This window comes from Streptomyces sp. NPDC030296, from assembly GCF_055572815.1.
In genome coordinates this window covers 195,498-219,592 of record NZ_JBVICQ010000005.1, presented here as the reverse complement: position 1 = coordinate 219,592, position 24,095 = coordinate 195,498, and the positions used below count along the sequence as shown (strand labels likewise).

Genomic DNA, 24,095 nt, shown 5'->3' with positions numbered 1-24,095 from the left:
TCCATGACTCACCCCGTAGGAGCCCATGCATCCCGACGACCAACCCGCCTGGACCCCCGCCCGCACCGCGCCCACAGGTGCCGGGGGAGCCGCCGACGCTCCGGCGCCGCGGCAGGTCCGCCGCATCCTGAAGCTCTTCCGCCCCTACCGCGGCCGGCTCGCCGTGGTCGGCCTCCTGGTCGGCGCCGCGTCGCTCGCCGCCGTGGCGACGCCCTTCCTGCTCAAGGAGATCCTCGACACCGCGATCCCCGAGGGTCGTCTCGGCCTGCTGAGCCTGCTCGCGCTCGGGATGATCGTCAGCGCGGTGCTCACCAGCATCTTCGGCGTGCTGCAGACGCTGATCTCCACGACCGTCGGCCAGCGTGTGATGCACGACCTGCGGACCGCCGTCTACGGCCGTCTGCAGCGCATGTCGCTCGCCTTCTTCACCCGCACCCGCACCGGCGAGGTGCAGTCCCGCATCGCCAACGACATCGGCGGCATGCAGGCGACCGTCACCTCCACGGCCACCTCCCTGGTCTCCAACCTCACCAGCGTGGTCGCCACGATCGTCGCCATGGTCGCCCTGGACTGGCGGCTCACCGTGGTCACCCTGCTCCTGCTGCCGCTGTTCGTGTGGATAAGCCGCCGGGTCGGCGACGAACGCAAGAAGATCACCACCCAGCGGCAGAAGCAGATGGCCGCGATGGCGGCGACCGTCACCGAGTCGCTCTCCGTCAGCGGCATCCTGCTCGGCCGCACGATGGGCCGTTCCGACTCGCTCACCCGGTCGTTCGCCGAGGAGTCCGAGGGGCTCGTCGACCTGGAGGTCAGGTCGAACATGGCCGGGCGCTGGCGCATGGCGATCATCACGATCGTCATGTCCGCGATGCCCGCCGTCATCTACTGGACGGCCGGCCTCGCCTTCCAGTTCGGCGGCCCGTCCGTCTCCGTCGGCACGCTGGTCGCCTTCGTCTCGCTCCAGCAGAACCTGTTCCGGCCGACCGTGAGCCTGCTGTCCACCGGCGTCCAGATCCAGGCCTCGCTCGCCCTGTTCCAGCGCATCTTCGAGTACCTCGACCTGCCCATCGACATCACCGAACCCGACGAACCGGTCCGCCTCGACCAGGTGAAGGGCGAGGTCCGCTTCGACGGCGTCGAGTTCCGCTACGACGACGGCAAGGGCGCCTCCGCCGCGATACTCACCGGCATCGACCTCATCGTCCCGGCGGGCGGCAGCCTCGCGGTCGTCGGACCCACCGGCGCGGGCAAGTCGACGCTCGGCTGCCTGGTGCCGAGGCTGTACGACGTGACCGGCGGCGCCGTCCTGATCGACGGGGTCGACGTCCGTGACCTGAGCTTCGACACCTTGGCTCGCGCCGTCGGCGTCGTCTCCCAGGAGACGTACCTCTTCCACGCCACCGTCGCGGACAATCTGCGCTTCGCCAAGCCGGACGCCACCGACGAGGAACTCCACGCGGCGGCGCGGGCGGCACAGATCCACGACCACATCACCTCCCTGCCCGACGGCTACGACACGGTCGTCGGTGAGCGCGGCCACCGGTTCTCCGGCGGGGAGAAGCAGCGCCTCGCCATCGCCCGCACCATCCTGCGCGACCCGCCCGTCCTCATCCTCGACGAGGCGACCAGCGCCCTGGACACCCGCACCGAGCACGCCGTGCAGGAGGCCATCGACGCGCTCTCCGCGAACCGCACCACCATCACCATCGCGCACCGGCTCTCCACCGTCCGAGGCGCCGACCAGATCGTGGTCCTCGACGGCGGGCACGCGGTCGAACGGGGCACTCACGACGAGCTGCTGGAGCAGAACGGGCGCTATGCCGCCCTCGTGCGCCGTGACGCCCAGCTGGAGCCCGCTCGTGCCCCGCAGGCGGAGCCGGCATCGGTCGCCGACGCCGATCCCCTCGACGCTCCGGGCCAAAAGGCTTCGCCGCTACGGCCGATGGAGTCGACAAGATGAAGATATGTCGGGTTTGAGGTGATATGCGGGATACCGTGCCCGCATGCAGATGAACACTCCGCCACCGAGCACGATTCGACTGACACGCCGGGGCCGGGCCGCCCTCATCGCGACCGGAGCGGTCGTGGCGGCCGCCGCCGTGGCGGTGCCGCTGCTGAGCGTGGGCAGCGGTGACGGCGGGGCCGAGCGGCCCACGTCCCTGGTGGTCCCGGAGGGCCGGCGAGCCGTACAGGTCTACGAGGCCGTCGACAAGGCGCTCGGTCTGCCCGTCGGATCCACGAAGAAGTCCCTGGCCAAGGCCCGGCTGTCGCTCCCCGCGGAAGCCCAGGGCAACCCGGAGGGCTACCTCTTCCCGGCGACGTACCCCTTGGCGAAGGAGACGACGCCGGAGTCGCTGCTGACGTTCATGGTCGAGACCGCGCACAAGAAGTTCAACGGCGGCCAGGTCACGGCCGGGGCGCAGCGCAACGCGATGAACGTCTACCAGGCGGTCACGATCGCCAGCATCGTGCAGGCCGAGGCCGCGACCAAGGCGGACATGGGCAAGGTGGCCCGCGTGGTGTTCAACCGGCTGGAACGCGGGATGCCGTTGCAGATGGACTCCACCCTCAACTACGCCCTGAACCGCTCCACGTTGGACACGAGCGTCGCCGACACGAAGATGGACAGCCCCTACAACTCGTACCGGCGCATGGGGCTGCCGCCCACGCCGATCGCCAACCCGGGCGAGGACGCGATGCGCGCGGCGACCAACCCGCCGCCGGGCAACTGGCTGTACTTCGTCACGGTCAAGCCGGGCGACACCCGCTTCACTGCGAGCTACGAGGAACACCTGCGCAATGTCGCCGAGTTCAACGAGCGCCGCGGCAGGCAGCCATCGTCGGCGTCCACGGGTTCGGCCGTCGGAAGCCCCTCCCCGACGTCCGGCTGAGTGGAGTGCCGGTACGGGCGGGAGGGCGCGCGCGAGAGCGCGCCGGACTCAGGCGGCGGCGGTCGGAGCGACGCTCGCCGCGGTGACCGGTGAGGTTCGGGCGGCGAGGTCCGCGGTTCCGGTGAGCGGCGCGGTGCGGGTGGCGGCCGGCGCGTCCTTCAAGAGTCGTCGGATGTCCCGGACCGCGGCGCGGCCCGCCCGGTTGGCGCCGATCGTGCTGGCCGAGGGGCCGTAGCCCACCAGGTGGACGCGGGGGTCGACGGCCGCCCGGGTGCCGTCCACGCGGATGCCGCCGCCCGGTTCACGCAGCCGCAGCGGGGCGAGGTGGTCGATGGCGGCGCGGAAGCCGGTCGCCCAGAGGATGACGTCCGCCTCGACGCGGCGCCCGTCCTCCCACTCCACGCCGTCCGGTGTGATCCGGTCGAACATCGGCAGCCGGTCCAGGACGCCGTCCGCGATGCCCTGTCGGGTCGCGTCGTTCAGCGGCAGACCCGTCACCGACACGACGCTCTTCGGCGGCAGGCCCTGCCGGACCCGCTCCTCCACCAGTGCGACGGCGGCGCGCCCGGCGCCCTCGTCGAAGGGGCCTTCGCGGAAGACGGGCGGACGCCGGGTCACCCACGTGGTCGCCGCGGCGTAGGGGGCGAGCTCCAGCAGATGCTGCGTCCCGGACGCGCCCCCGCCCACCACGATCACCCGCTGCCCCGCGAACTCCTCGGGGCCGGGGTATTGCGCGGTGTGCAGCTGACGGCCCCGGAACGCCTCCTGGCCGGGATAGCGCGGCCAGAACGGCCGGTCCCAGGTGCCGGTGGCGTTGATCAGCGCCCGCGTCGACCATGTGCCGTCCGAGGTCTCCACGAGCAGCCGGCCGCCCTCGCCCTCACGCACCGCGCGCACGTCCACGGGACGCCGTACCCGCAGGTCGAAGGTGCGCTCATAGGTCGCGAAGTACTCCCTGATCACCTCGGAGGACGGTCGCCCGGGATCGGCGCCGGTCAGCTCCATGCCCGGCAGGGCGTGCATCCCGTGGACCTTGCCGTAGGTGAGCGAGGGCCAGCGGAACTGCCAGGCGCCGCCGGGCCCGGGGGAGTGGTCCAGCACCACGAAGTCGCGCTCCGGCTCGAAACCGGTGCGCCGCAGGTGATAGGCGCCGGCCAGTCCGGCCTGACCCGCGCCTATGACGACCACCTCGACCTCGCGCATATCGTTCACGCTTCTACCAACCAGGGGTGGGCCCCGGATCTTCCCCGGCCGGTCAGGATCCCTGCGAGGGGCGGGGCGCGGTGGTCGACGGCGGGAGGCCGCCGTTGAACCGCCGGTCGGTGAAGGCGCCGAAGTCGACCTCGCGGGGGATGAGCTTCAGCCGGGTGAAGGCGTCGGCGATCGCCTGCTCGGAGGCGATGAGCGGCTCGTCCACGGCGACCGCCACCCGCGTGGCGTACGTCCGCTTCACCGCCGCCAGCGCCACGTCCTGCGGGAGGCCCGTGTCCTTCGCCCAGACCTTCGCCCACTCCTCCTCGTGCGAGTACACCCACCGGTACGCGCGCCGCAGCCGCTCCAGGTAGTCCCTGATCGCGGCGGACTTCCGCCTGTCCTTCAACGCGTCCGGCGCCGCCACCTGGAAGGTCAGCCCGTTGGTGACGCCGTCCCCGGTGGTCAGCACCCGCCCCTGCTTCGCCTTGAGCACCTGGGAGGTGTACGGGTCCCACACCGCCCACGCGTCGACCTTGCCCGAGGTGAACGCGGCGAGCGCGTCGGCCGGCTGGAGGTACTTGACGTGGACGTCGCCGAGCGACAGGCCGGCCTCCTTCAGGGAGGCGACGAGCTGATAGTGCGCCGACGACCCCTGGGCCACGGCCACGGACCTGCCCTTCAGCTGCTCGGTGTCCGTCAGCTTCGAGTCGTTCGGCACCAGAATGGCGTCGCCCCTGGAGGTGCCGTGCCATGCGGCCACGACCGTGATCTTCGAGTCGGCGCCCGCCGCGAAGACGGGCGGGGTGTTGCCGACGCCGCCGATGTCGACGGCCTTGGCGTTGACGGCCTCCAGGAGTGGCGGCCCCGAGGTGAACGTGGACCACTTGATCCTGTAGTCGAGGTCGTCGAGTTCCCCGGCGGCCCGCAGGATGGCCTCCGAACCGCCCTTCTGGTCACCGACGTTCAGCGTGAGCGAGCCCTTGCCGTCGGTACCGTCGCCGGTCGAGGTGCTGGCGGCGGAGTTCCCGCCGCAGGCCGAGAGGAGCAGGGCCAGGGGGAGGAGCAGGGCGGGGACGAGACGTCGTCGCATGGGGGATTCCGTTCGGTTGGTTCACGGGATGGGGATGTGGCGGCCCGGCGCGAGCGGGTCGGGTGCCGGGGAGGGGACCGGGGCGTGGGCGCGGTACGGGGAGTCAGGCCGCCTCGGCCGCCGTGTAGACGCCCAGGCGTTCGAGGAGTCGGGCGCGCAGCTCGGCGAAGCCAGGGTCGGTGATGTCGCGGGGCCGCTCCAGGTCGATCCGCGTCTCGTACGCGATGACGCCCTCGTCCATCACGAGGACGCGGTCGGCGAGCAGGACCGCCTCCTCGACATCGTGCGTGACGAGCAGCACGGCGCAGCCCCGCCGCTGCCACAACTCGCCCACCAGCCGCTGCGCCTTGATCCGGGTGAGCGCGTCGAGGGCACCGAACGGCTCGTCGAGCAGCAGCAGATCGGGCTCGCGGACCAACGCCCGTGCCAGGGAGGCGCGCTGCGCCTCGCCGCCGGAGAGCGTCTTGGGCCAGGCGCCGCTGCGATGGTCGAGGCCCACCTCCTTGAGCGCCCGCTCGGCGAGGGCCCGTTCGGGCTTGCCGGGCAGCCCGAGGAGGACATTGCGCCACACCCTCTTCCACGGCATCAGCCGCGGCGCCTGGAACGCGACGGCCTTGCGGCGCGGCACCAGGACGGTGCCCTCGATGTCACGGTCGAGCCCGGCGAGGATGCGCAGCAGGGTCGACTTGCCGCAGCCGCTGCGACCGAGGAGTGCGACGAACTCGCCCGGCCGGACGTCGAGTCGGAGGTTGTCGATGACGGGACGGCCGTCGAAGGAACGCGTCAGCCCTTCGACGTGCACGGCGTGCGGCGCGGGGGCGGGAGCGGTGGCGGGCGCGTGGGTGTGGGGTACGGAGGCAGGCGTGGGCGCTGGGCGGACGGGGGCGGGGTACGCGGGAGAGCCGGGGGCCGGGTCGGCCGTCTTCGGGGTCACCGGCCGGTGAACGTCGGTCGCCATTGCAGCAGCAGCCTTTCGAGGGAGCGGACGATGAAGTCGGCGAGCAGACCGAGGAAGGTGTAGACGATCAGGCAGACCACGATCACGTCGGTGCGCAGGAAGTCCCGCGCCTGCACCATGAGGAAGCCGATACCGGCGTCCGCGTTGATCTGCTCGGCGAAGACGAGGGCGAGCCAGGCGATGCCGAGGGAGTAGCGGAGCCCGGTCATGGCTCCGGGCAGCGCGCCCGGCAGGACGACGTGCCGCACGAGCCCCCAGCGCGACAGCCCCAGGGACTCACCGGCCTCGATCAGCTGGGAGTCGACGCCGCGGATACCGGCGTACACGTTCAGATAGAGCGGGAACGACACACCGAGGGTGATGATCGCCACCTTCGGGGCCTCGCCGATGCCGAACCAGATGATGAACAGCGGGATCAGACCCACGAACGGCACCGTTCGCAGCATCTGAACACTCGCGTCCACGAGGTCCTCGCCGACCCGGAACAGCCCCGAGAGCAGGGCGAGTCCGGTGCCGACGACGGCGCCGAGCACCAGCCCGGCCGCGACCCGGCGCAACGACGTACCCATGGCCGAGGGCAGCGACCCGTCGGCGATCAGATCACCCGCGACCCGCGCGATCCGCCCCGGCGAGGCGAGCACATCGGGCGTGAGCGCCCCCGTGGCGCTGAGGATCTGCCAGAGCAGAAGCAGGAGCACCGGCCCTGACGTGCGGCGCAGCCATCGGGGTACACGGGTGCGACGGGAGGAACCCGGCCGGATGGGTTCGAGGGCGAGGTCGACGTCGGGGGCGTGGACCGGGGCGGCGGGGCTGTTGCGGCCCTTGGTAAAAGCGGAGGTATCCGGAATGTCCGGCGGAGATGATCCGGGCGGGGCGTGGCTGATGCTCATGAGGGCTCCACGGGGAGGGGGGAGCGGCCGGCGGACGTGTGGCGGAAGCGGGATGCCGCCGAGTCAGGCATCGGTCGGCGCGCCCCAGAGTGGGGACGCGAGCCGGATGTCAGACGTGCGGGCGGCGAGCGACGCACGGACCGGGGAGGAAGAAAAGAGATGAGAAGGCGTCAGCAGCCGCGACAACAGGCGGCGGAGGCCACCCGCAGCAGGTCGATGTGACCGCGCGAAGTGAGCAGGGCTGAACGCGACATGCCGTCGAACGTAGCCAGCCCGTCCGCGTACGGTCAATGGCCGTCTCGCCAAGTGGACTTACCGTCTCACGGGCGGCCGGTGTCGGGAGACGGTGAGGCCGGGGAGGCGAGAGGGTGAGGCCGGTGACGGGGAGACGGTGAGGCCGGTGGAGGGGAAGCGGTGCCGTTCGGCGGGTGGTCGCTCCCGTGTCTCCGCCTCGGGGTGCGCGAGGATGGAACCATGTCCGATGCCTTCACCACCCGAGTCCTGAACGTCGCCTCCGGCTCCCGTGAGCGGGTCGTCGATCTCACCCGCGACTGCGAGGCGTTCCTCCGCGAGGCGGCCGCCGGCCGGGACGGTCTCCTCAATGTCTTCGTCCCGCACGCCACCGCCGGTATCGCCATCATCGAGACGGGCGCCGGCAGCGACGACGACCTCCTCGCCGCCCTCCACACCCTGCTGCCCGCCGACGACCGCTGGCAGCACCGCCATGGCAGCCCCGGCCACGGCCGCGACCACGTCCTCCCGGCGTTCGTCCCCCCGCACGCCACACTGCCCGTGGTCGACGGCAGCCTCCAACTGGGGACCTGGCAGTCGGTGTGCCTCGTCGATACGAACAAGGACAACCCCGACCGCCAGGTCCGGCTGAGCTTCCTCGGCTAGTGCCCCCTCACCTGGCTCGCCATGGCGGCCGGTCCTCCTATCGGCCGGAGGCCCGGTCGCAGGTGACGTCGGTGGCCGGCAGGTGGCCGGTGGCCAGATAGGTGTTGACCGTCGTGTCGACGCAGGCGCTGCCGAAGACTCCGTACACGGCGTGCTGGTCCGCGTCGCGGAGGGCGACCAGACGGGAGGACGGCCACATGCGGCGGACCGTCAGCGCGTTGGCGTGGACGGTGCGCGGGTCACCGGTCGCGTTGACCAGCAGGGCCGGCAGGTCGTCCCGGACCTTCGTCGGGCGCTCGCGCGGCGGGTCCCAGAACGCGCACGGCCCGATGTTCTGGGTGACGGGTGCGAACAACGGGTCCTGCGCGCGGGCGCGTTCGACGTCACGCCAGTACACCTCGGGGGAGCGCGGCGCGGACGCGTCCCCGCACAGGATCGCCGTCTGGGCGCTGCCGTAGGCGGACGCCGATCCGTCCAGCAGGAAGGCGAGCGTGGCCGCGAACCCCGGTGAGGGGGTGACCGGGTGGCCGTCGGCAGCGCGCCGCATGTCCCGTACGGCCTGTGCGAGATCGGCGTAGGCGGCGTCGTTGTCCTGGGAGAGGCCGCTGAAGACGACGACCGGCAGCACATGCTCGTCCACACGGTGGTCGCCGATCAGCAGCGGGGTGCGTCCGGCCGCCGCCTGGACACCGTCGACCACCGCCAGGACCTCGGCCCGGGTCCGGCCCAGCCCGTGGTCCGCGTCGCGTGCCGCCGCCCAGTCGGCCCAGCCCTCCAGGGCGCGCCTGTTGGCCCGCTCTGTGCCGCGCAGCAGCCGCGGGTTGTAGCGGTCGGGAGCGACGAGGCCGTCCAGGACGACGCGGTCGGTGCGGCCGGGGAACATCGTGGCGTACACCTGGCCCAGGTAGGTGCCGTACGAGTAGCCCAGGTACGAGATCTTGCGTTCGCCGAGCGCGGCGCGGACGACGTCCATGTCGCGGGCGGTGTTCCGGGTGGTGGCGTACGGCAGGACGTCGCCCTGGGTGGTCCGGCAGCGTTCGGCGAGGTCCTTCGCCTGGGTCACCATGCGGTCGAACCCCGAACGGTCCGTCCCCGCGCCGCGTATGAAGGAGCCGGTGGGCCAATGGCAGTCCAGTGGCGTGCTGCGGCCGACGAAGCGGGGGTCGACGCCCACCACGTCGTAGCGTTCGCCGACCTGTTTCATCGACGTGCGCACCCACGGCGGGTCGCCGATCGTCTGCCCGCCGGGTCCGCCGCCGTTGAGGAGCAGCGCGCCCACCCGACGGTCCGTGTCGGTGGCCCGGATCCGTGAAATGGCGACGGTGATCGTACGGCCGTCCGGCTCGGCGTAGTTCAGCGGGACGGTGACGTCGGCGCACCGGGCGCCGGCCTTCTGGAGTTCCTCGCCGGTCTCGTCGTCGGGCCCGAGCACACAGCTCTTCCAGTCGAGGTGCTGGCGGTGGTAGCGGGCGAGCGGGTCGGTGGGCGCACCCTCGGGTTCCGCCGCGGCGGGCGACACGGAGACGGTGAGTGCCCCGACCAGGAGGAGGGCGGCCCCCGCCGCGGCGCGCGACACGAGCCGGCGCGGAGCGCCGGTCGCCGGGGAGGAGGGGGAGGGGGAGTCGGTCATGCGGAGGTCCTTTCGGAGGGACTCTCGGAGGTCTTTTCGGAGGTCTTCTGGGAGGGACTGCCCTCGCAGAGGGACTGGTCGACGAGGTTCAGGAAGTCGGACTCGGCGCGGAGCGAGGCGGGCACCTGGTTCAGGGCGACGGCCACACTCCGGCCGCCGGGCCCGACGGCGACCAGCGCCCGATGGCCGCCGGGCACCGTCCCCGCGTGCCCCCACCACAGGCCGCCGCAGGTCAGCGGTGTCGAGATCAGCCCCAGTCCGTAGCGGGCGCCCGGCCAGAGCCGGTCGGTGTCGACCTCCACCGTCCGCCGCATCTCCGCGAGTTGGGGCGCGGGCAGCAGACGGCCGCCGAACAGGGCGGTGGCGAACCGTGTCAGGTCGCCCGGCGAGGAGACGAGGGCGCCACCGACTCCGCCGAAGGACATGTTCCAGTCGGTGCCGTCGACGCGCCGGCCGTCGCCGTCGGTGAAGTAGCTGCGGGAGTGCGGTCCTCGGAGGCGGACGTCGTCCCCCGGCCAGTGGGTGTCGCGCAGCCCGAGGGGCTCGATGACGCGTCGGGTGATCTCCGCCTCGGCGGACCGGCCGGTGACCTCACGGACGATCATTCCGAGGACGAGGTAGTTGGTGGTGGCGTAGTGCCACGTGCTCTCGGGGCGCGGCAGTTCGAGAGCACGGGCGACGAGGGCACGCGGCTCGAAGTGGCGGTAACGCAGCCGTTCGAAATGCGCCCATTCGGGGGCGTCGAGATAGTCGGGCAACCCGCTGGTGTGCCGCAGGAGTTGCCGTACGGTGATCGGGCGGCCGTCGCGCCCGTCCGCCGGGAGCACGCCGGGCAGGTAGCGCTCGGCGGGGGCGTCCAGGGAGAGGCGGCGTTCGGCGGCGAGTTGCAGGACGACCGCCGCGGTGAACGTCTTCGTCACGCTGCCGGCCCGCAGCCGGTCGGTGGCGTTCATCGGGCGTCCGGTGCGCAGGTCCGCCGTTCCGGCGGTCTCCGTCCAGCGCGCGCAGTGCTTGTCGGCGGTGGGGTCGGTCACCAGGACGGCGGCCCCGGCTATGCCGTCGTGGTCGGTGAGGTCGCGCAGCGCCTGACGGGTTCGGTCGTGTGTGCCGCAGTCGACGGCCACGCGTGGGTCAGGCGCCTGCGCGGTCGCCGTCGGGCCGGCGGCCAGGACGACGGCCGACACCAGGGCCGCGAGTCCGGCGCGCCGGACGCTCGCCGTTGGGGATAAGAAGGTTGGCATGCCACAGCACGGTAGGCACGGACCGATCCATGATCACTCCGGCAGGCATGTGTGTGCGCGTGACGCCAGCCGGAGCGGCGGTCCTGGAGCGGGCCCCCTGGACGGGGTGGCCAACTGCTGCTAAGAGCGGGCGCGTTCGCCGACACCGGGGGCACGCCCCATGTCCGCCACTCAACTCTCCGTCAAGCAGCACTCGGCCACTCAGCACTCGGCCCACTCGGCACTCCGCCGCGCCGCGCCGCGCCGCACCGCGCCGCGCTGGGCGCGGGCCGCACTGGCCGACCTCGCGGTCGGCCCCGGCCCTCGCGGCAGGCGCTCAGCGTGACCGGGTGAGCTGCTCGACCCGGTCGTGGAGGCGCTCGACGTGCTGCTCCGACTCCGGCTTCATCAGGACGCTGCGCAGGATGCGGGCCCCATCCGCATCCGCGGCGACGCCGGGGTGGCGGGCGGCGAAGGCCGCGCGGTCGGCCTTGAGGGTGCTCAGGAACACCGGATCGGGATGGTCCATGCCGTCCGCCAGGACGCGCGCGGACGCGGCGTCGACGGCGGTCAGCGTCGCCGGTTCCACGGCGGGGAAGTAGCCGACGATGTCCAGTTCGGGCCGCTGGTACAGCTCCAGGACGTCGGACGCGTCGATCAGGTCGGCCCAGCGGAGCGCGGCTCGGCGGCCGGCCGCGAGGACCTTGCCGAGACCTGTCGGCGTGGGCGGCAGGAGCTGGAAGGTCAGCCACAGGGCGGCGGCGGAGGCACCCGCGCGCGAGCACTCCAGGCTGATCTCGCCGAGATGCAGTTCGTCGGAGGTGAAGTACGTGTAGGGCGAGTCGTGCAGATAGAACCGCCCCACCTCGGGGTCGCGGAAGATGACGGCACCGCACCCGTACGGCTGGAGCCCGTGCTTGTGCGGGTCGACGACCACCGAGTCGCACTGGGCGATCGCCCGCCAGGGCTCGACCGGGAGCCCTTCGGGGCCGTCGGCTCCGGCGAGCAGGGTGAAGAAGCCGCCGTACGCGGCGTCGACATGGATGCGGACGCCGTAGCGGTCCCGCAGGGCGAGCGCGGTGTGGATCGGATCGACGGTGCCGAGGCCGGTGGTGCCCGCGGTGAGTACGACCGTTCCCACGTCCCCCGCGCGCAGCACGTCCTCCAGGGCGTCGAGATCGATCCGGCCCTGCCCGTCGGCGGGCACCGGGTGCCCCTCGATGCCGAGCACGTGGCACATGCGGCCGTGTGTGTAGTGGGCCTCGGAGCTGTAGGCGACGCCCCGGCCGGGGTGGAGTTCCCGGGCGACGAACAGGGCCTCCAGGTTGGCGATGGTGCCGCTGGTGGTGAGATGGCCGAGGTGGGTCTCGAAGCCGAACATCCCGGCGAGGCGGGCGACGGCCTCCCGCTCCATCGCGGCGGTGGCGGGGCCGCCGTCCAGGGCGTGGTTGTTCGGGTTGATCAGCATGGCGGTGAGATGGCCGACCACCGCGGCCGGGTGCGGAGGCTTGAGCATCTGCCCCGCGTAGCTCGGGTGGAAGAACGGATAGTTGTCCCTCAGCCGCACGGTGAACTCGTCGAAGACGGCGCCGAAGGTGTCGTCGTCCACGTGCAGGGACGGGTGGGGCTCGTAGGGGCCGAAGGTGCCGGCCCACTTCTGGATCGCGTCGTCGGCTCGGCCCAGCCAGTGCTTCAGGTCCACGGACGTCCCCTTTCTCGGACTCTCCCGGGCGGTGCGCCCACCCTACGATTTCATTGACTACTCAGCAATTGACTGCTCAGCAATTGAGATGTCGGTAGGTGACCCAGCAGTAAAGTTCGGGGTGGGGAAGCCCGGAGCAAGGCCAGGAGAGGACGCGCACCCATGGATGCCGAGACCCAGCGGGCGGACGAGACGGCCCGCGCCGCCAACAGCCGGCTCGTCCAGGACTTCGGGCTGCTGATCAAGGCCGCGACCCGTATGGAACAGCGGATCGACAGCGTCCTGAGGAGGGAGTGCGGCATCAGCCACACCATGTTCGAGGTCCTCATCAGGCTCTGCCGGCAGCCGGGCGAGGAGGTCTCGCAGCGGGCGCTCGCCGACGACCTCACCCTGACCAGCAGCGGCATCACCCGGCTCGTCGACCGCATGGAGACGGCGGACCTGGTCCGCCGGGTGCCGTCGCCCGAGGACCGCCGAAGCGTGCTGGTCGAGGCGACCGCGCACGGCCGCACCGTCTTCCTCCGGGCCGCCGAGGCGCACGGGCAGGTCGTCGAGCGGTACCTCGTGGCGCCGCTGGCCCCCGCCGACTACCGGCGACTGACCACCTCCCTGAACGAGATCCACACGGCACTGCGCGACGACTGACCCCGCGACGTCGGGTGGGCTCCGCCCACCTCCGCCCGGGTGACCGCGCCGGGCGGCAGACCGCACGCGGGCCCGTGCGTCGGCCGCGGGGGGGGAGAGAGACCCGGGCCCTCCTCCCGGTGCGCACGCCCTGGTGCGCGTGGGACGGCGGCCACGGAGGCGCGGGGCGCCGGGTGCGGCGGGCTCGGGCGCGCGGAGCCGACGCTCGACGGCATCGGTCGCGGGCCGGTCTACTTCCAGTCGTACGCGTAGGCCGCCACCCAGGTGATGTCGAGCTGGGCGCTGCTGCCGGGGGCGGCGCCGGGGCCCCGCAGGGCGCTCTCGTTCTGGAGCACCCACGACAGGGGCCGGTCCGGCACCTGCCGCGTGTCGTGCCCGACCAGCCTGCCGTCGACGAAGAACCGCACCTGACCGGGCGTCCACTCCGTGGAGACGGTGTGCCACTCCGTCCAGTCGTCGGCCCCCGGGAAGTAGCCCTGCTCGCCACCCCCGCACGGATGGTGGAAGGCGGTGAGGTCGTCCGTCCACTCACCCTCGGGATGGTCCATCTCGCAGCCGCCCCCGTAGTGGAGCCAGGCGGACTTGTAGCCCGGAGCGAGTGCGGTGACCTTGATGCGGGCGCTGTACTTGCCGTACTTCATCTGCATGACGGCACGCGGCACCACCGCGGCGGCGTGCACGGGACCCCCGTCGGTGGGCCGCCACATCCGGATGAACATCCGTCCGTCGCCGTTGTCCGCAGGGCCCACGCTCAGGGTGTCCTCCGGGTGGTAGACGCCGACGACCTCCCGGCCCCGTTCGCCGGCCGTGTCGGGCCAGCCCGTCGGATAGGCCCACCAGTTGTCGCGGTACGCGCCGCTCAGGCCCCCGCAGTACGCGGCGGACGTGTCGACCTCGTGCGCGCAGTCGTCGAACGACCCCAGCGGCACCCGGTCACCGTTGAAGTCCTCCGCGAGGACCTGCCAGAAGGGCCCGCAGTCGCCGCGCGGCAACGAGGTGCCCGTGGTGCGGCAGGCGTCCGCCGACACGGGCGCCCCCTCGGCCCGGGGGACGCCGAGGAGGGCGGCCAGGAGCAGGAGAACCGTCGGCGCCCACAGCGCGCGTCCACCACGACCCGGTGCCGCATGAGCCCCCATCGGGCCCCCTTCCCGTCCGGGCGGGTGTCCACCGCCGCGACGCACGGCAGGATGTGTCGCGCGAGGGGGCATCCTCGCCGGGGGACCGGTGGGACGCCACCCCCGGGACCGGACGCCTTCCGGACCGTCGTGCTCCGCGGTCGCGCGCCGTGGGGAGTGCCCGGCGCACAATGAACCCGGGAAGCAGTGCGAGCAGTCGATCTCACGGAGCCGCCCACGGCGGCTCCGGTCGTCGAGAGGTCGTGGAGAGAAGGAGCGATGGGCGAGCACGGTGTCGCCTCGGCCGCGGTGGACGCCCGGGGGGTGATCGTCGCGTGGAGCACCGGCGCCCGTGACCTGCTCGGCTACGGGCCCGAGGACGTCCTCGGCCGACCCGCCGCCGAACTGCTGACCGGCCCCCTTCCCGCCCCGGCCCGGCGCCGTCTCACCCGGCAGGCCGAATGGCGCGGCCCCCTCGACGCCCGGCACCGGGACGGACACCGCGTGGAACTGGAACTCGTCGCCCACCCCCTGACGGACGCGGCGGGGGAGGCCCGGTGGTTCGTGACGGCCACCGTGCCGGAACCCGTGGCCCGGCTGCGGGGCTGGGCGCTGGACCAGCTGCCCGTACCGATCGCCCTGTTCGACCAGGACGGGCTCGCCGTGGCCACGAACTCCGCCATGGAGGGCGTGATGGGCAGGCCGGAGAAGGACCTCCTGGGCCGCAGGGTGGGGGAGTCCGTCGACGGCAGGCGCAAGCTCCCCGGCTTCGAAGGACTCGACGCCGCCGTGCGCCGCGTCCTGCACACGGGGGAGCCGTTGCCGTACGAGGCATGGCTGCACGCGCCCGGCGAGGCCCGCGAGCATGCCTGGCTGGTGTCGCTCAGCCCCCTGAAGGACGACGCCGGCGCGGTGCGCGGCATGTGCCTGGTGGCGCTGGACAGCACCGAGCAGTTCCTGGCCCGCCGCCGCCTCACCATGGTCAACGAGTCCGGCGGCCGCATCGGCTCCACTCTGGACGTGGCGCGCACCGCGGAGGAACTCGCGGAGGTGTGCACCGACTACTTCGCCGACTTCGTCATGGTGGACCTGCTCGACTCGGTGCTGGCCGGCGAGGAGGCGCCCCTCCTGCCGGGCGCCGGCCCCCTGATCTTCCGCCGTACCGCCCAGCGGTCCGTGCTGGAGGGCTGCCCCGAGGCCGCCATCCCCGTCGGCAGCCGCCACACCTACGACGAGGACTCACCGCCGGGGCGCGCCCTGACCAGCGGCCGCGCCCTGCTGTACGAGGTCGACGACACCGTCCGGCGACTTTGGGCCGCGGAATCGCCCACGCGGGACCGCAGCATCGACACCTACGGCATCCATTCGCTGATGGCGGTGCCGCTGAGAGCCCGCGGCGTCACGCTCGGTCTGTCGCTCCTCGCCCGCCACCGCAACCCGGAGCCCTTCACCGAGGACGACCTGATGCTCGCCGAGGAGCTGGCCGCCCGCGCCGCCGTGTGCGTCGACAACGCCCGCCGCTACACCCGTGAGCACGCCATCGCCCTCGGCCTCCAGCGCAGCCTGTTGCGCCACCACGCGCCCGGTCAGGCGGCCGTGGAGATCGCCTCCCGCTACCAGCCGGCCAGCTCCCGCGCCGGGATCGGCGGCGACTGGTTCGACGTGATCCCGCTGTCCGGGGCACGTGTGGCGCTCGTCGTCGGCGACGTCGTGGGCCACGGGGTGCAGGCCTCCGCGACCATGGGCCGGCTGCGGACCGCCGTCCGCACCCTGGCCGACGTGGACCTCGCGCCGGACGAGCTGCTCACCCAGCTCGACGACATCGTCCTGCGCCTCGACACCGAGACGGCGGCGGACGGCGACGACGCCGACAGCCCCGGCGAGATCGGCGCGACCTGCCTGTACGCCGTCTACGACCCGACCACGCGGCAGTGCACCATGGCCCGGGCCGGTCACCCGCCGCCCGCCCTGGTCGCCCCGGACGGCGAGGTGGAGTTCCTCGACCTGCCGACCGGGCCGCCGCTGGGCGTGGGCGGGCTGCCGTTCGAGACGGCGGAGTTCGACCTCGTCGAGGGCAGCGTGCTCGCCCTGTACACGGACGGCCTCGTCCAGACCGCCGGCCACGACATGGACGACGGGCTCACCCTGCTGCGGGAGGCGCTCCGCGGCAAGAACCGGCCGCTGGAGGAGACCTGCGACGGCGTCCTGCGCGGCCTGCTGACGGACCGGCCCGCGGACGACGTCGCCCTGCTCCTGGCCCGCACCCACGGCCTGGCCGCCGACCAGGTCGCCGTCTGGGACGTCCCCGCGGACCCCACGTTCGTCGCCCAGGCCCGCAAGCTGGCGTGCGACCAGCTCGCCGCCTGGCACCTGCACGACCTCTCCTTCGTCACCGAACTGATCGTCAGCGAACTGGTCACCAACGCCATCCGCTACGGCGATGCTCCCGTGCAGCTGCGGCTGATCCGCGAGGCCACCCTCATCTGCGAGGTGTCCGACTCCAGCAGCACCGCCCCGCACATGCGCCGGGCCCGCGCCTTCGACGAGGGCGGCCGCGGCCTCCTCCTCGTCGCCCAGCTCAGCCGGCGCTGGGGCAGCCGCCACACCCGCACCGGCAAGACCATCTGGGCGGAACAGGCACTGCCGGACGGGACGACCGTCCCGTAGCCCGCGTCCGGTCTCACCGGTGGCCGCCCGGTGGGACGCCGTCCGGTTTCACCCGTGGCCACCCGGTGGGACGGTGGGACGACGAGGAGTTCTCCGGAGCGTTCGGCGAAGCCGGTACGACAGCCAGCGAAGGAGCCGCCGCCATGGCCGCCGTCGACATCAGCCCTGCAGCGGCTCTGCACCGCAGAGCGAAGTACCCCACCCCGACCGCCCTCCACTACGAGGGCCAGGAGTTCTCCGCCGCCCGGCTCAGCCGGACGGCGGTCGAGCTGGCCGCGGGACTCGCCGAGCAGGGGCTGCGGCGCGGCGACCGGATCGTCTACCTGGGCCTGAACAGCGCCGCCTTCTTCCACACCCTCTTCGCCGCCGCACACCTCGGCGCGGTCTTCATCCCCGTCAACTTCCGACTTGTCGACGAGGAGGTCCGCGACATCCTCGTCGACAGCGGGGCCCACACCCTGGTCGTCGAGGAGGGGCACCGCACGCTCGTCGAGTCGATCGCCGACGACATCCCGGCCCGCCGTCGCGTCCTGGTCGACACCGACCCCGCCTGCCCGGCCCCGGGGACGCCTCCAGCCGGTTGGACACCGCTGTCGCTGCTGCTCGGCCCCGGCCGCGCCGAACGGCCATCGGTGCCCCTGCACGAGGACGACCTCGGTGTGCTGATGTACACCTCGGGCACCACCGGCCGCCCCAAAGGCGTCATGCTCACCCACGGCAACATCTGGTGGAACGCGGTGAACGTCGACAGCATGGTCGACACCCGCTCCGACGACGTGAACCTGGCCGTCGCCCCCCTCTTCCACATCGGCGGACTCAACGCCCTCACCCTGCGGACCCTGCTGCGCGGCGGCACCGTCGTCGTACGCCGCGCGTTCGACCCCGCCCAGTGCCTGGAGGACCTCGTACGCCACCGGGTCACCGGTCTCTTCGCGGTGCCCGCCATGTACGCCGCCCTCTCCCGTGTGCCGGGCTTCGCCGAGGCCGATCTGAGCGCGCTGCGGTGCCCGATCGTCGCGGGCGCCCCCGTGCCGCCGCGGCTCATCCACGACTGGGCCGAGCGCGGTGTCCTCCTCCAGCAGGCGTGGGGGCTCACCGAGACGGCCCCCTTCGCCACGTATCTGCCCGCCGCACTGACCCGTGAGAAGACCGGCTCCGCCGGCGCTCCCATGCCGTACACCGAGATCCGCGTCGTCGACCCGGCCACCGGGGACGACATCGACGAGGCCGACACCCGCGGTGAGATCTGCGTGCGTGGTCCCAACGTCACGCCGGGCTACTGGAACGATCCCGAGGCGAGCGCCGCCGCCTTCGACGACGCCGGCTGGTTCCACTCCGGGGACATCGCCCACCGCGACAAGGACGGCTTCTACTACATCGTCGACCGCCTCAAGGACATGATCATCAGCGGTGGCGAGAACATCTACCCGGCCGAGGTGGAACGCGTCCTGACCGCCTGCCCCGGCGTCCTGGAGGCGGCCGCCCTCGGTGTGCCCGACCCCACCTGGGGCGAGACCGTCCTCGCCGTTCTCACCTGCGCGCCCGGCGAGCAGCCCACGCTGGAGGAGGTCCGGGCGTTCGCCGGCCGTCACCTCGCCGACTACAAGCTCCCCACCCGGCTCCTGCTCCTCGACCGACTGCCGCGCAACGCCAGCGGCAAGCTCGCCAAGGCCGAACTGCGCCGCCTGGTCGCGTCCCGGACCGCGGCGGACACCCTCTGACCTCCGTAGGGCGGGCGCCGCCGTGTCCGACCGAGAAGCCGGACACCCGGAGCTCGACATTTCTTCCCAAACCAGCGCATAGGTGACCGGAGCGCGGATACGCGTGCGGCATGGTGCGGACACTGAAACGGCTCAGAAGGCATGGCGAACACCACGCGGACCACCGCGAGGCCGATGCCATGGAGGAACGGGTGGACCGGCGGGCGCCGGACGAACGGCCGCTCGGTCCGGAGGACCGGACGGAGCGAGCGCCCGAGGAGCGGTCCGCCGGACCGGAGGAGGGCGAGCGGTCCATCGGGCCCGACGAGGACGTGGAGCGGCGGGCGCCGGACCAGCCGACGCAGGTGCTCAGGCGTTCCTGGTCGGCGGTGCTGAAGGGGACCCTGAAGGAGTTCAAGGACGACGAACTGACCGACCGGGCCGCCGCCCTGACGTACTACGGCATCCTCTCGCTCTTCCCCGCGCTGCTGGTGCTCGTCTCCCTCCTGGGCATCACCGGGCGCTCGGTGAGCCAGCAGGTGCTGGACAACATCCAGAGCCTCGCCCCGGGTGCGGCGCGGGAGATCCTCCAGGACGCGGTGCGACAGCTCCAGGGCAACGCCGGGATCGGCTCCGTCATGGCGATCGTCGGTCTGCTGCTGGCGGTGTGGTCGACCTCCGGCTACGTCGCCGCGTTCATCCGCAGCGCCAACGCCGTCTACGACATCCCCGAGGGCCGCCCCGTCTGGAAAGTGCTGCCCATCCGGGTCGCCGTGACGGTCGTCCTGCTGGTCCTCGCGGTGATCAGCGCGCTGATCGTCGTGTTCACCGGGGCGCTGGCCCGTGAGGCGGGCTCGGCGCTGGGCATGGGCGACACGGCCCTGACGGTGTGGTCGATCGCGAAGTGGCCGGTGCTCGTGGCCCTGGTCACCGTCATGATCGCGCTGCTCTACTGGGCGACCCCCAACGCCAGGGTGCGCGGTTTCCGTTGGGTGACTCCCGGCAGCTTCCTGGCGCTGCTGATCTGGATGCTCGCCTCGGCCGGGTTCGCGCTGTACGTGGCCAACTTCGGCTCGTACAACAAGACGTACGGCACCCTCGCCGGTGTGATCATCTTCCTGGTGTGGCTGTGGATCACGAATCTCGCGATCCTTCTCGGCCTGGAGTTCGACGCGGAGCTGACCCGTCAGCGGGCCGTCGCGGGAGGCCATCCGGTCGAGGAGGAGCCGTACGTCCAGCCGCGCGACACACGGAAGTGGACCGACGAGGACCGACGACGGCTCGGCACCTGACGACCTGCGGGGCGCGGTGCCGGTGGCCGCCGAACGCGTGCGCAGCGGCGCGCACCACGCCTCCGACGTGGCGGCCGGCGCCGCGCTAGTCCCGGGCTCGGCGGCCCTCCTCCGGGCGCTGCTGTGGCGCCGGGTGCTCTGACCTGTGCACGGTGGACCGGTGGAGAGTGCTCGTGAGCGCGACCCCGGTCAGGCGACCCAAGCCGAGGAGCCCGACCCCGACGGTGTCGCCGCCCCCAACGGCCCCGTCGTCTCCCGGCAGGAGTTCGACCGGATCTTCGAGGCCGTCCGTACCTGGGGGCGCTGGGACCCCGCCGACCGGGGTGCGTGGAACCGGGTGACCGAGGAGCATGTGCGGCGGGCCGCCGGGCACGTGCGGTCCGGGCTGGTCGTCCCGATGGCGTTGCCCTGGAACACCCGGCCGGGACCCGACAACCGCAAACCCGCCCTGCACCACATGACCGACCTCGGGGACGTGGAGAGCCCGGAGCCCACGACCCACAAGGACTTCCTCGCCGCCGACTACCATGGCAAGGGCGTGACCCATCTGGACGCGCTGTCCCACATCGCCTACCGGGGGCGGCTCTACGACGGCAGGGCGGCCCATGAGTCCGTCGACGCGGCCGGCGCCCGCTTCGGCACGGTGGCCGCGCTCGGCCCCCTCGTCACCACGGGTGTGCTGCTCGACCTCCCCGCCGTCCTCGGCATCCGCTGGCTGGAGCCGGGCCGAGCCGTACGCGCGAAGGACGTCCTCGCGGCGGAGAAGGCGCTCGGGGTGACGATCGGCGAGGGCGACGCGGTGCTGCTGCGTTCCGGCCAGGTACGCCGCCGCGCGGAACTCGGCGCCTGGGATCCCGACACCGCGAGCGCCGGGTTCCATGTGGACGCCGTGCCCCTGCTGGCCGAACGCGGTGTCTGTCTGCTCGGCGGTGACGGCGACAGCGACGTACGGCCCTCGCCCGTCCCCGGGGTGCACTCGCCGGTCCACGCCCTGGCCGTGACCGCGATGGGCGTGCCCCTGCTGGACAACCTCGATCTGGAGGCGCTCGCCGCCGCCGCCGCGGAGGCGGGGCGGTACACGTTCCTGCTCGTCGTGGCCCCGCTGAACGTCCCCGGTGGCACCGGCTCACCCGTCAACCCGGTCGCAGTCCTGTGATCGGCCCGGCCTTGCGGCGCCCGCGGCCTCTCCGGCCCGTCCGGCTCCGTGCGCACCTCCGGGGCCGACCGTGACTCGGGTAGCGGATGCCCGTATCCTCGTCAATGCCGGATACTTCCGAAAAGCGGGTTATCGAAGGCGCGTGTGAGGCGAGCGTGGTCAGGTCCGACGGCGAGCCGATTCTCACGGGCCGTGCGACACAAGGCACGGGACCCGCTCGTTTCCGTGAGCGTTTTCTCCAGGGCGAACCGGTCGAGACAGGGGTGCGGACCTCGATCCTGCACTCCTGGCGGCGCTCCCGGTCCCTGGGGCTGTCGCCGAACCAGTCCGAGCTGCCCTTCAACGACGACTTCGACCCCGACGGCCGTATCGTCCGCGCGGCGACGCCGGTGCTCGACCGGCTCCAGGCCCGGTTCGCCAGCAGCGCCATGAACATCTCCCTGGCCGACGGGAACGGGACGGTGCTGATGCGCCGGTTCGGCCGGGCGTCGATGGCCCGGAGCCTCCCGGCGATCCAGACCGTCCCGGGGTTCGTCTTCGCCGAGCGGTTCGCCGGCACCAACGGCATCGGCCTCGCCCTGGCGGAGCGGCGGCTCATCGGCGTCTACGGCGCCGAGCACTTCGCCGAACGCTCCCAGGGCAGCGCCTGCCGCGCCCTCCCCGTCCGGGACCCGCTGAGCGGCCGTATCGAGGGCGTCCTGTGCTTCGGCTATCCCCGCAGCGCGGAGGACCCGGCGCTGACCCCCGTGATCCGCAAGGCCGCCGCGGCCATCGAACGGCGGCTGCTGGCGCAGAGTTCCGCCCGTGAGCGTTCGCTGCTCCAGGCGTACTCGGCGGCCGAGGCCAAGGCCGACGGGGGCCTGCACCACAGCGTCCGGATGGAGGCCCTGGCCCTCGAACTCGGCCCCGGCGACCGCGCGATCCTCATGGAGAAAGCCGCCGAGCTGATCTCCCGCGCCCAGCGGGCGGCCGTCGACGTGGCCCTGCCCGACGGCCGGCGGATCACCCTCGTGAGCCGTCCCGTGACCAGCGCCTCCGGGGTCGAGGGCATGGCCATCGAGGCCGTCCTGCCCGGCCCCTCCCTGGCGCTCCCGGACATCCCGCGCCAGTTCGAGCAACTCCTCGGGCCCCTCGCCGCGCCCGCCGGCCCCCCGCCGCTGGACGGCATCCCCCTGGTCACGGCCCCCGCCGGACCCGCCGGCGACGGGACCCTCGCCCCGTCCGGTCCCGCCCCCGGCTCCCCGGAAGCCCCCGCCGTCGTGCCCCTCGACGTCGACAGCGGCCGGCACGCCCCTCCGCGCCCCGCACCCCCCGCGCGCGGGCTGCTGATGGTGGGGGAGCCGCACGTCGGGACGTACGCCCTGGCCGCGCGCCGCCGCCTGGAGCTGCTGTCGGAGGTCGGCGCCCGCATCGGCACCACACTCGATGTGCGCCGTACCGCCCAGGAACTCGCCGAGACGATCGTCCCGCGGCTGGCCGACCACGTCATCGTCGACCTGGCCGAACCGGTCCTGCGGGGCGAGGAGGCCACGGACCCCCGCGCCGACCTGCGGCGCACGGTGGTCCACGGCGTCAGCGACGAGCCGCCCTTCAAGCCCGTGGGGAAACAGGCCGAATACGGTCCGACCGCACCCCAGCTGTGCTGTCTGGACTCCGGGGAAGCGATTCTGGAGCCCGATCTGACGACCGCCGCCGACTGGCTCGCCCAGGACCCCGAGCACACCGACCGGCTGCTGCGCCACGTCCGCTCCCTCATCGCGGTGCCCCTGGTGGCACGCGGGGTCGCCCTCGGCGTCGCCACCTTCTACCGGACCCACGACTCCGTGCCCTTCGACGACGACGACCGGCGGCTGGCCCAGGAACTCGCCCACCGGGCCGCCCTGTCCCTCGACAACGCCCGGCGCTACACCCGCGAACGCACCATGGTCCTGGCTCTCCAGCGCAGCCTCCTCCCGCACGGCGTGCCCGACCAGGACGCCGTCGAGGTCGCCCACCGCTATCTGCCCGCCGAATCCGACGTCGGCGGCGACTGGTACGACGTCATCCCGCTCTCCGGCGCCCGCATCGGCCTCCTGGTCGGCGACGTCGTCGGCCACGGCATGTTCTCCGCCGCCACCATGGGCCGACTGCGCACGGCCGCCCGCAGCTTCGCCGAACTCGACTTCCCGCCGGACGAGGTCCTCACCCACCTCGACAACCTCGTGAACCGGCTGGACCGCGAGGACCCCACCTCCCACGGTGCGGGCATCATCGGCGCGACCTGCCTCTACGCCGTCTACGACCCGACCACGCAGCAGTGCAGCATGTCCCGCGCCGGCCACCCGCCGCCCGCGCTGGTCCGGCCCGACGGCACGGTCTCGTTCCCCGACCTGCCCGCCGGGCCGCCGCTCGGCCTGGGCGGCCTGCCCTTCGAGGCCGTCGAGGTCCACCTGCCCGAGGGCAGTGAACTGGTCCTCTACACCGACGGGCTCATCGAGGACCGCACCCGCGACGTCGACGTGGTCCTCGACCAGCTGAGCACCGCCCTCGCACAGGCCGAGCGCACCCCGGAGGAGACCTGCCGGGCGGTCCTCGACACCGTGGCACCGGCCCATCCGGCCGACGACATCGCCGTGGTCGTGGCCCGCACCCACGCCTTCGACCCCGGCCGCATCGCCACCTGGGAGCTGCCCGCCGATCCGGCCCGCGTCAGCGAGGTCCGTGCCTCGGCCATGCGCACGCTGGCCGAGTGGGGCCTCGACGAGGCCGCTTTCGCCGCGGAGCTGATGCTCAGCGAGCTGGTCACCAACGCCATCATCCACGGCAGCGGCCCCGTCCGGGTCCGGCTGCTGCGCGACCGCTGCCTGATCTGCGAGGTGTCCGACACCAGCAACACCGCCCCGCACCTGCGCCGGGCGGCCAGCACCGACGAGGGCGGCCGGGGTCTGTTCCTCGTCGCCCAGCTGGCGCAGAGCTGGGGCACGCGCTACACGCCGGAGGGCAAGGTCATCTGGGCCGCCTGCGACCTCGACGGCGTCTGAGTCATCGGCACCGACGGCCTCGACCGTG

Annotated in this window: 19 protein-coding genes; 10 read left to right on the top strand and 9 right to left on the bottom strand. The window is 72.8% G+C overall.

Translation table 11 applies throughout. The annotated features are described in order from the left end of the window. The first annotated feature begins 25 nt into the window (after nucleotides 1–25). Together ACZ4Z3_RS16395 and mltG are read left to right on the top strand one after the other, a co-directional pair. On the top strand, nucleotides 26–1,960 hold the full coding sequence (locus ACZ4Z3_RS16395) for an ABC transporter ATP-binding protein (protein WP_468501625.1): 1,935 nt from the start codon (nucleotides 26–28) through the stop codon (nucleotides 1,958–1,960). Between the two features lie 43 nt (nucleotides 1,961–2,003). Beyond that, entirely contained in the window at nucleotides 2,004–2,891 is an 888-nt protein-coding gene (gene mltG, locus ACZ4Z3_RS16390; RefSeq protein ID WP_468501624.1) for an endolytic transglycosylase MltG, read from the top strand. A gap of 48 nt (nucleotides 2,892–2,939) precedes the next feature. Here mltG and ACZ4Z3_RS16385 read toward each other — a convergent pair whose 3' ends face one another. The 5 genes from ACZ4Z3_RS16385 to ACZ4Z3_RS16365 form a co-directional block, all read right to left on the bottom strand. Further along, entirely contained in the window at nucleotides 2,940–4,103 is a 1,164-nt protein-coding gene (locus ACZ4Z3_RS16385; RefSeq protein WP_468501623.1) for an NAD(P)-binding domain-containing protein, read from the bottom strand. A 43-nt stretch (nucleotides 4,104–4,146) separates the two neighbouring features. After that, nucleotides 4,147–5,175, bottom strand: a complete 1,029-nt coding sequence (locus ACZ4Z3_RS16380) for an ABC transporter substrate-binding protein (protein WP_468501622.1) — start codon at nucleotides 5,173–5,175, stop codon at nucleotides 4,147–4,149. A gap of 103 nt (nucleotides 5,176–5,278) precedes the next feature. Then, on the bottom strand, nucleotides 5,279–6,133 hold the full coding sequence (locus tag ACZ4Z3_RS16375) for an ABC transporter ATP-binding protein (RefSeq protein WP_468501621.1): 855 nt from the start codon (nucleotides 6,131–6,133) through the stop codon (nucleotides 5,279–5,281). Beyond that, a complete protein-coding gene (locus ACZ4Z3_RS16370; RefSeq protein WP_468501620.1) occupies nucleotides 6,106–7,023 on the bottom strand; it encodes an ABC transporter permease in 918 nt (305 codons plus the stop codon). Before ACZ4Z3_RS16370 ends, ACZ4Z3_RS16375 begins: the two co-directional genes overlap by 28 nt. 170 nt (nucleotides 7,024–7,193) lie before the next feature. After that, nucleotides 7,194–7,277 (bottom strand): putative leader peptide, encoded by an 84-nt coding sequence (locus tag ACZ4Z3_RS16365; RefSeq protein WP_317992269.1) that lies wholly within the window; start codon nucleotides 7,275–7,277, stop codon nucleotides 7,194–7,196. 220 nt (nucleotides 7,278–7,497) lie between these two features. Here ACZ4Z3_RS16365 and ACZ4Z3_RS16360 point away from each other — a divergent pair, with 220 nt between their 5' ends. Further along, on the top strand, nucleotides 7,498–7,920 hold the full coding sequence (locus ACZ4Z3_RS16360; RefSeq protein ID WP_468501619.1) for a secondary thiamine-phosphate synthase enzyme YjbQ: 423 nt from the start codon (nucleotides 7,498–7,500) through the stop codon (nucleotides 7,918–7,920). 37 nt (nucleotides 7,921–7,957) lie between these two features. Here ACZ4Z3_RS16360 and ACZ4Z3_RS16355 read toward each other — a convergent pair whose 3' ends face one another. Both ACZ4Z3_RS16355 and ACZ4Z3_RS16350 read right to left on the bottom strand, forming a co-directional pair. Continuing rightward, nucleotides 7,958–9,550, bottom strand: a complete 1,593-nt coding sequence (locus tag ACZ4Z3_RS16355) for an alpha/beta fold hydrolase (RefSeq protein ID WP_468501618.1) — start codon at nucleotides 9,548–9,550, stop codon at nucleotides 7,958–7,960. Then, a complete protein-coding gene (locus tag ACZ4Z3_RS16350) occupies nucleotides 9,547–10,791 on the bottom strand; it encodes a serine hydrolase domain-containing protein (protein WP_468501617.1) in 1,245 nt (414 codons plus the stop codon). Before ACZ4Z3_RS16350 ends, ACZ4Z3_RS16355 begins: the two co-directional genes overlap by 4 nt. Before the next feature lie 160 nt (nucleotides 10,792–10,951). Between ACZ4Z3_RS16350 and ACZ4Z3_RS16345 the strand changes: the two genes are divergently transcribed. Then, on the top strand, nucleotides 10,952–11,116 hold the full coding sequence (locus tag ACZ4Z3_RS16345; protein ID WP_468501616.1) for a hypothetical protein: 165 nt from the start codon (nucleotides 10,952–10,954) through the stop codon (nucleotides 11,114–11,116). On the opposite strand, the gene ACZ4Z3_RS16340 is transcribed toward ACZ4Z3_RS16345, so the two are convergent. Then, a complete protein-coding gene (locus ACZ4Z3_RS16340) occupies nucleotides 11,108–12,472 on the bottom strand; it encodes a pyridoxal phosphate-dependent decarboxylase family protein (protein ID WP_468501615.1) in 1,365 nt (454 codons plus the stop codon). The two genes, ACZ4Z3_RS16345 and ACZ4Z3_RS16340, sit on opposite strands and share 9 nt — an antisense overlap. Nucleotides 12,473–12,634: 162 nt before the next feature. On the opposite strand from ACZ4Z3_RS16340, the gene ACZ4Z3_RS16335 reads away from it, so the two are divergent. Continuing rightward, complete coding sequence (locus ACZ4Z3_RS16335; RefSeq protein ID WP_468501614.1) at nucleotides 12,635–13,117, top strand: MarR family winged helix-turn-helix transcriptional regulator; 483 nt, start codon at nucleotides 12,635–12,637, stop codon at nucleotides 13,115–13,117. Between the two features lie 230 nt (nucleotides 13,118–13,347). On the opposite strand, the gene ACZ4Z3_RS16330 is transcribed toward ACZ4Z3_RS16335, so the two are convergent. Beyond that, nucleotides 13,348–14,253: a glycoside hydrolase family 16 protein gene (locus tag ACZ4Z3_RS16330; RefSeq protein ID WP_468501613.1), complete on the bottom strand. Its 906-nt coding sequence runs from the start codon at nucleotides 14,251–14,253 to the stop codon at nucleotides 13,348–13,350. Between the two features lie 258 nt (nucleotides 14,254–14,511). Here ACZ4Z3_RS16330 and ACZ4Z3_RS16325 point away from each other — a divergent pair, with 258 nt between their 5' ends. From ACZ4Z3_RS16325 to ACZ4Z3_RS16305, 5 genes are all read left to right on the top strand, one after another. After that, nucleotides 14,512–16,899, top strand: a complete 2,388-nt coding sequence (locus ACZ4Z3_RS16325; protein ID WP_468501612.1) for a SpoIIE family protein phosphatase — start codon at nucleotides 14,512–14,514, stop codon at nucleotides 16,897–16,899. A 143-nt stretch (nucleotides 16,900–17,042) separates the two neighbouring features. Next, nucleotides 17,043–18,620: an AMP-binding protein gene (locus ACZ4Z3_RS16320; protein WP_468501611.1), complete on the top strand. Its 1,578-nt coding sequence runs from the start codon at nucleotides 17,043–17,045 to the stop codon at nucleotides 18,618–18,620. Nucleotides 18,621–18,730: 110 nt separating this feature from the next. Continuing rightward, nucleotides 18,731–19,891, top strand: a complete 1,161-nt coding sequence (locus ACZ4Z3_RS16315) for a YihY/virulence factor BrkB family protein (RefSeq protein ID WP_468501610.1) — start codon at nucleotides 18,731–18,733, stop codon at nucleotides 19,889–19,891. A gap of 274 nt (nucleotides 19,892–20,165) precedes the next feature. Next, nucleotides 20,166–21,047: a cyclase family protein gene (locus tag ACZ4Z3_RS16310; protein WP_468501927.1), complete on the top strand. Its 882-nt coding sequence runs from the start codon at nucleotides 20,166–20,168 to the stop codon at nucleotides 21,045–21,047. Nucleotides 21,048–21,202: 155 nt separating this feature from the next. After that, nucleotides 21,203–24,067: a SpoIIE family protein phosphatase gene (locus tag ACZ4Z3_RS16305; RefSeq protein WP_468501609.1), complete on the top strand. Its 2,865-nt coding sequence runs from the start codon at nucleotides 21,203–21,205 to the stop codon at nucleotides 24,065–24,067. Nucleotides 24,068–24,095: the final 28 nt, after the last annotated feature.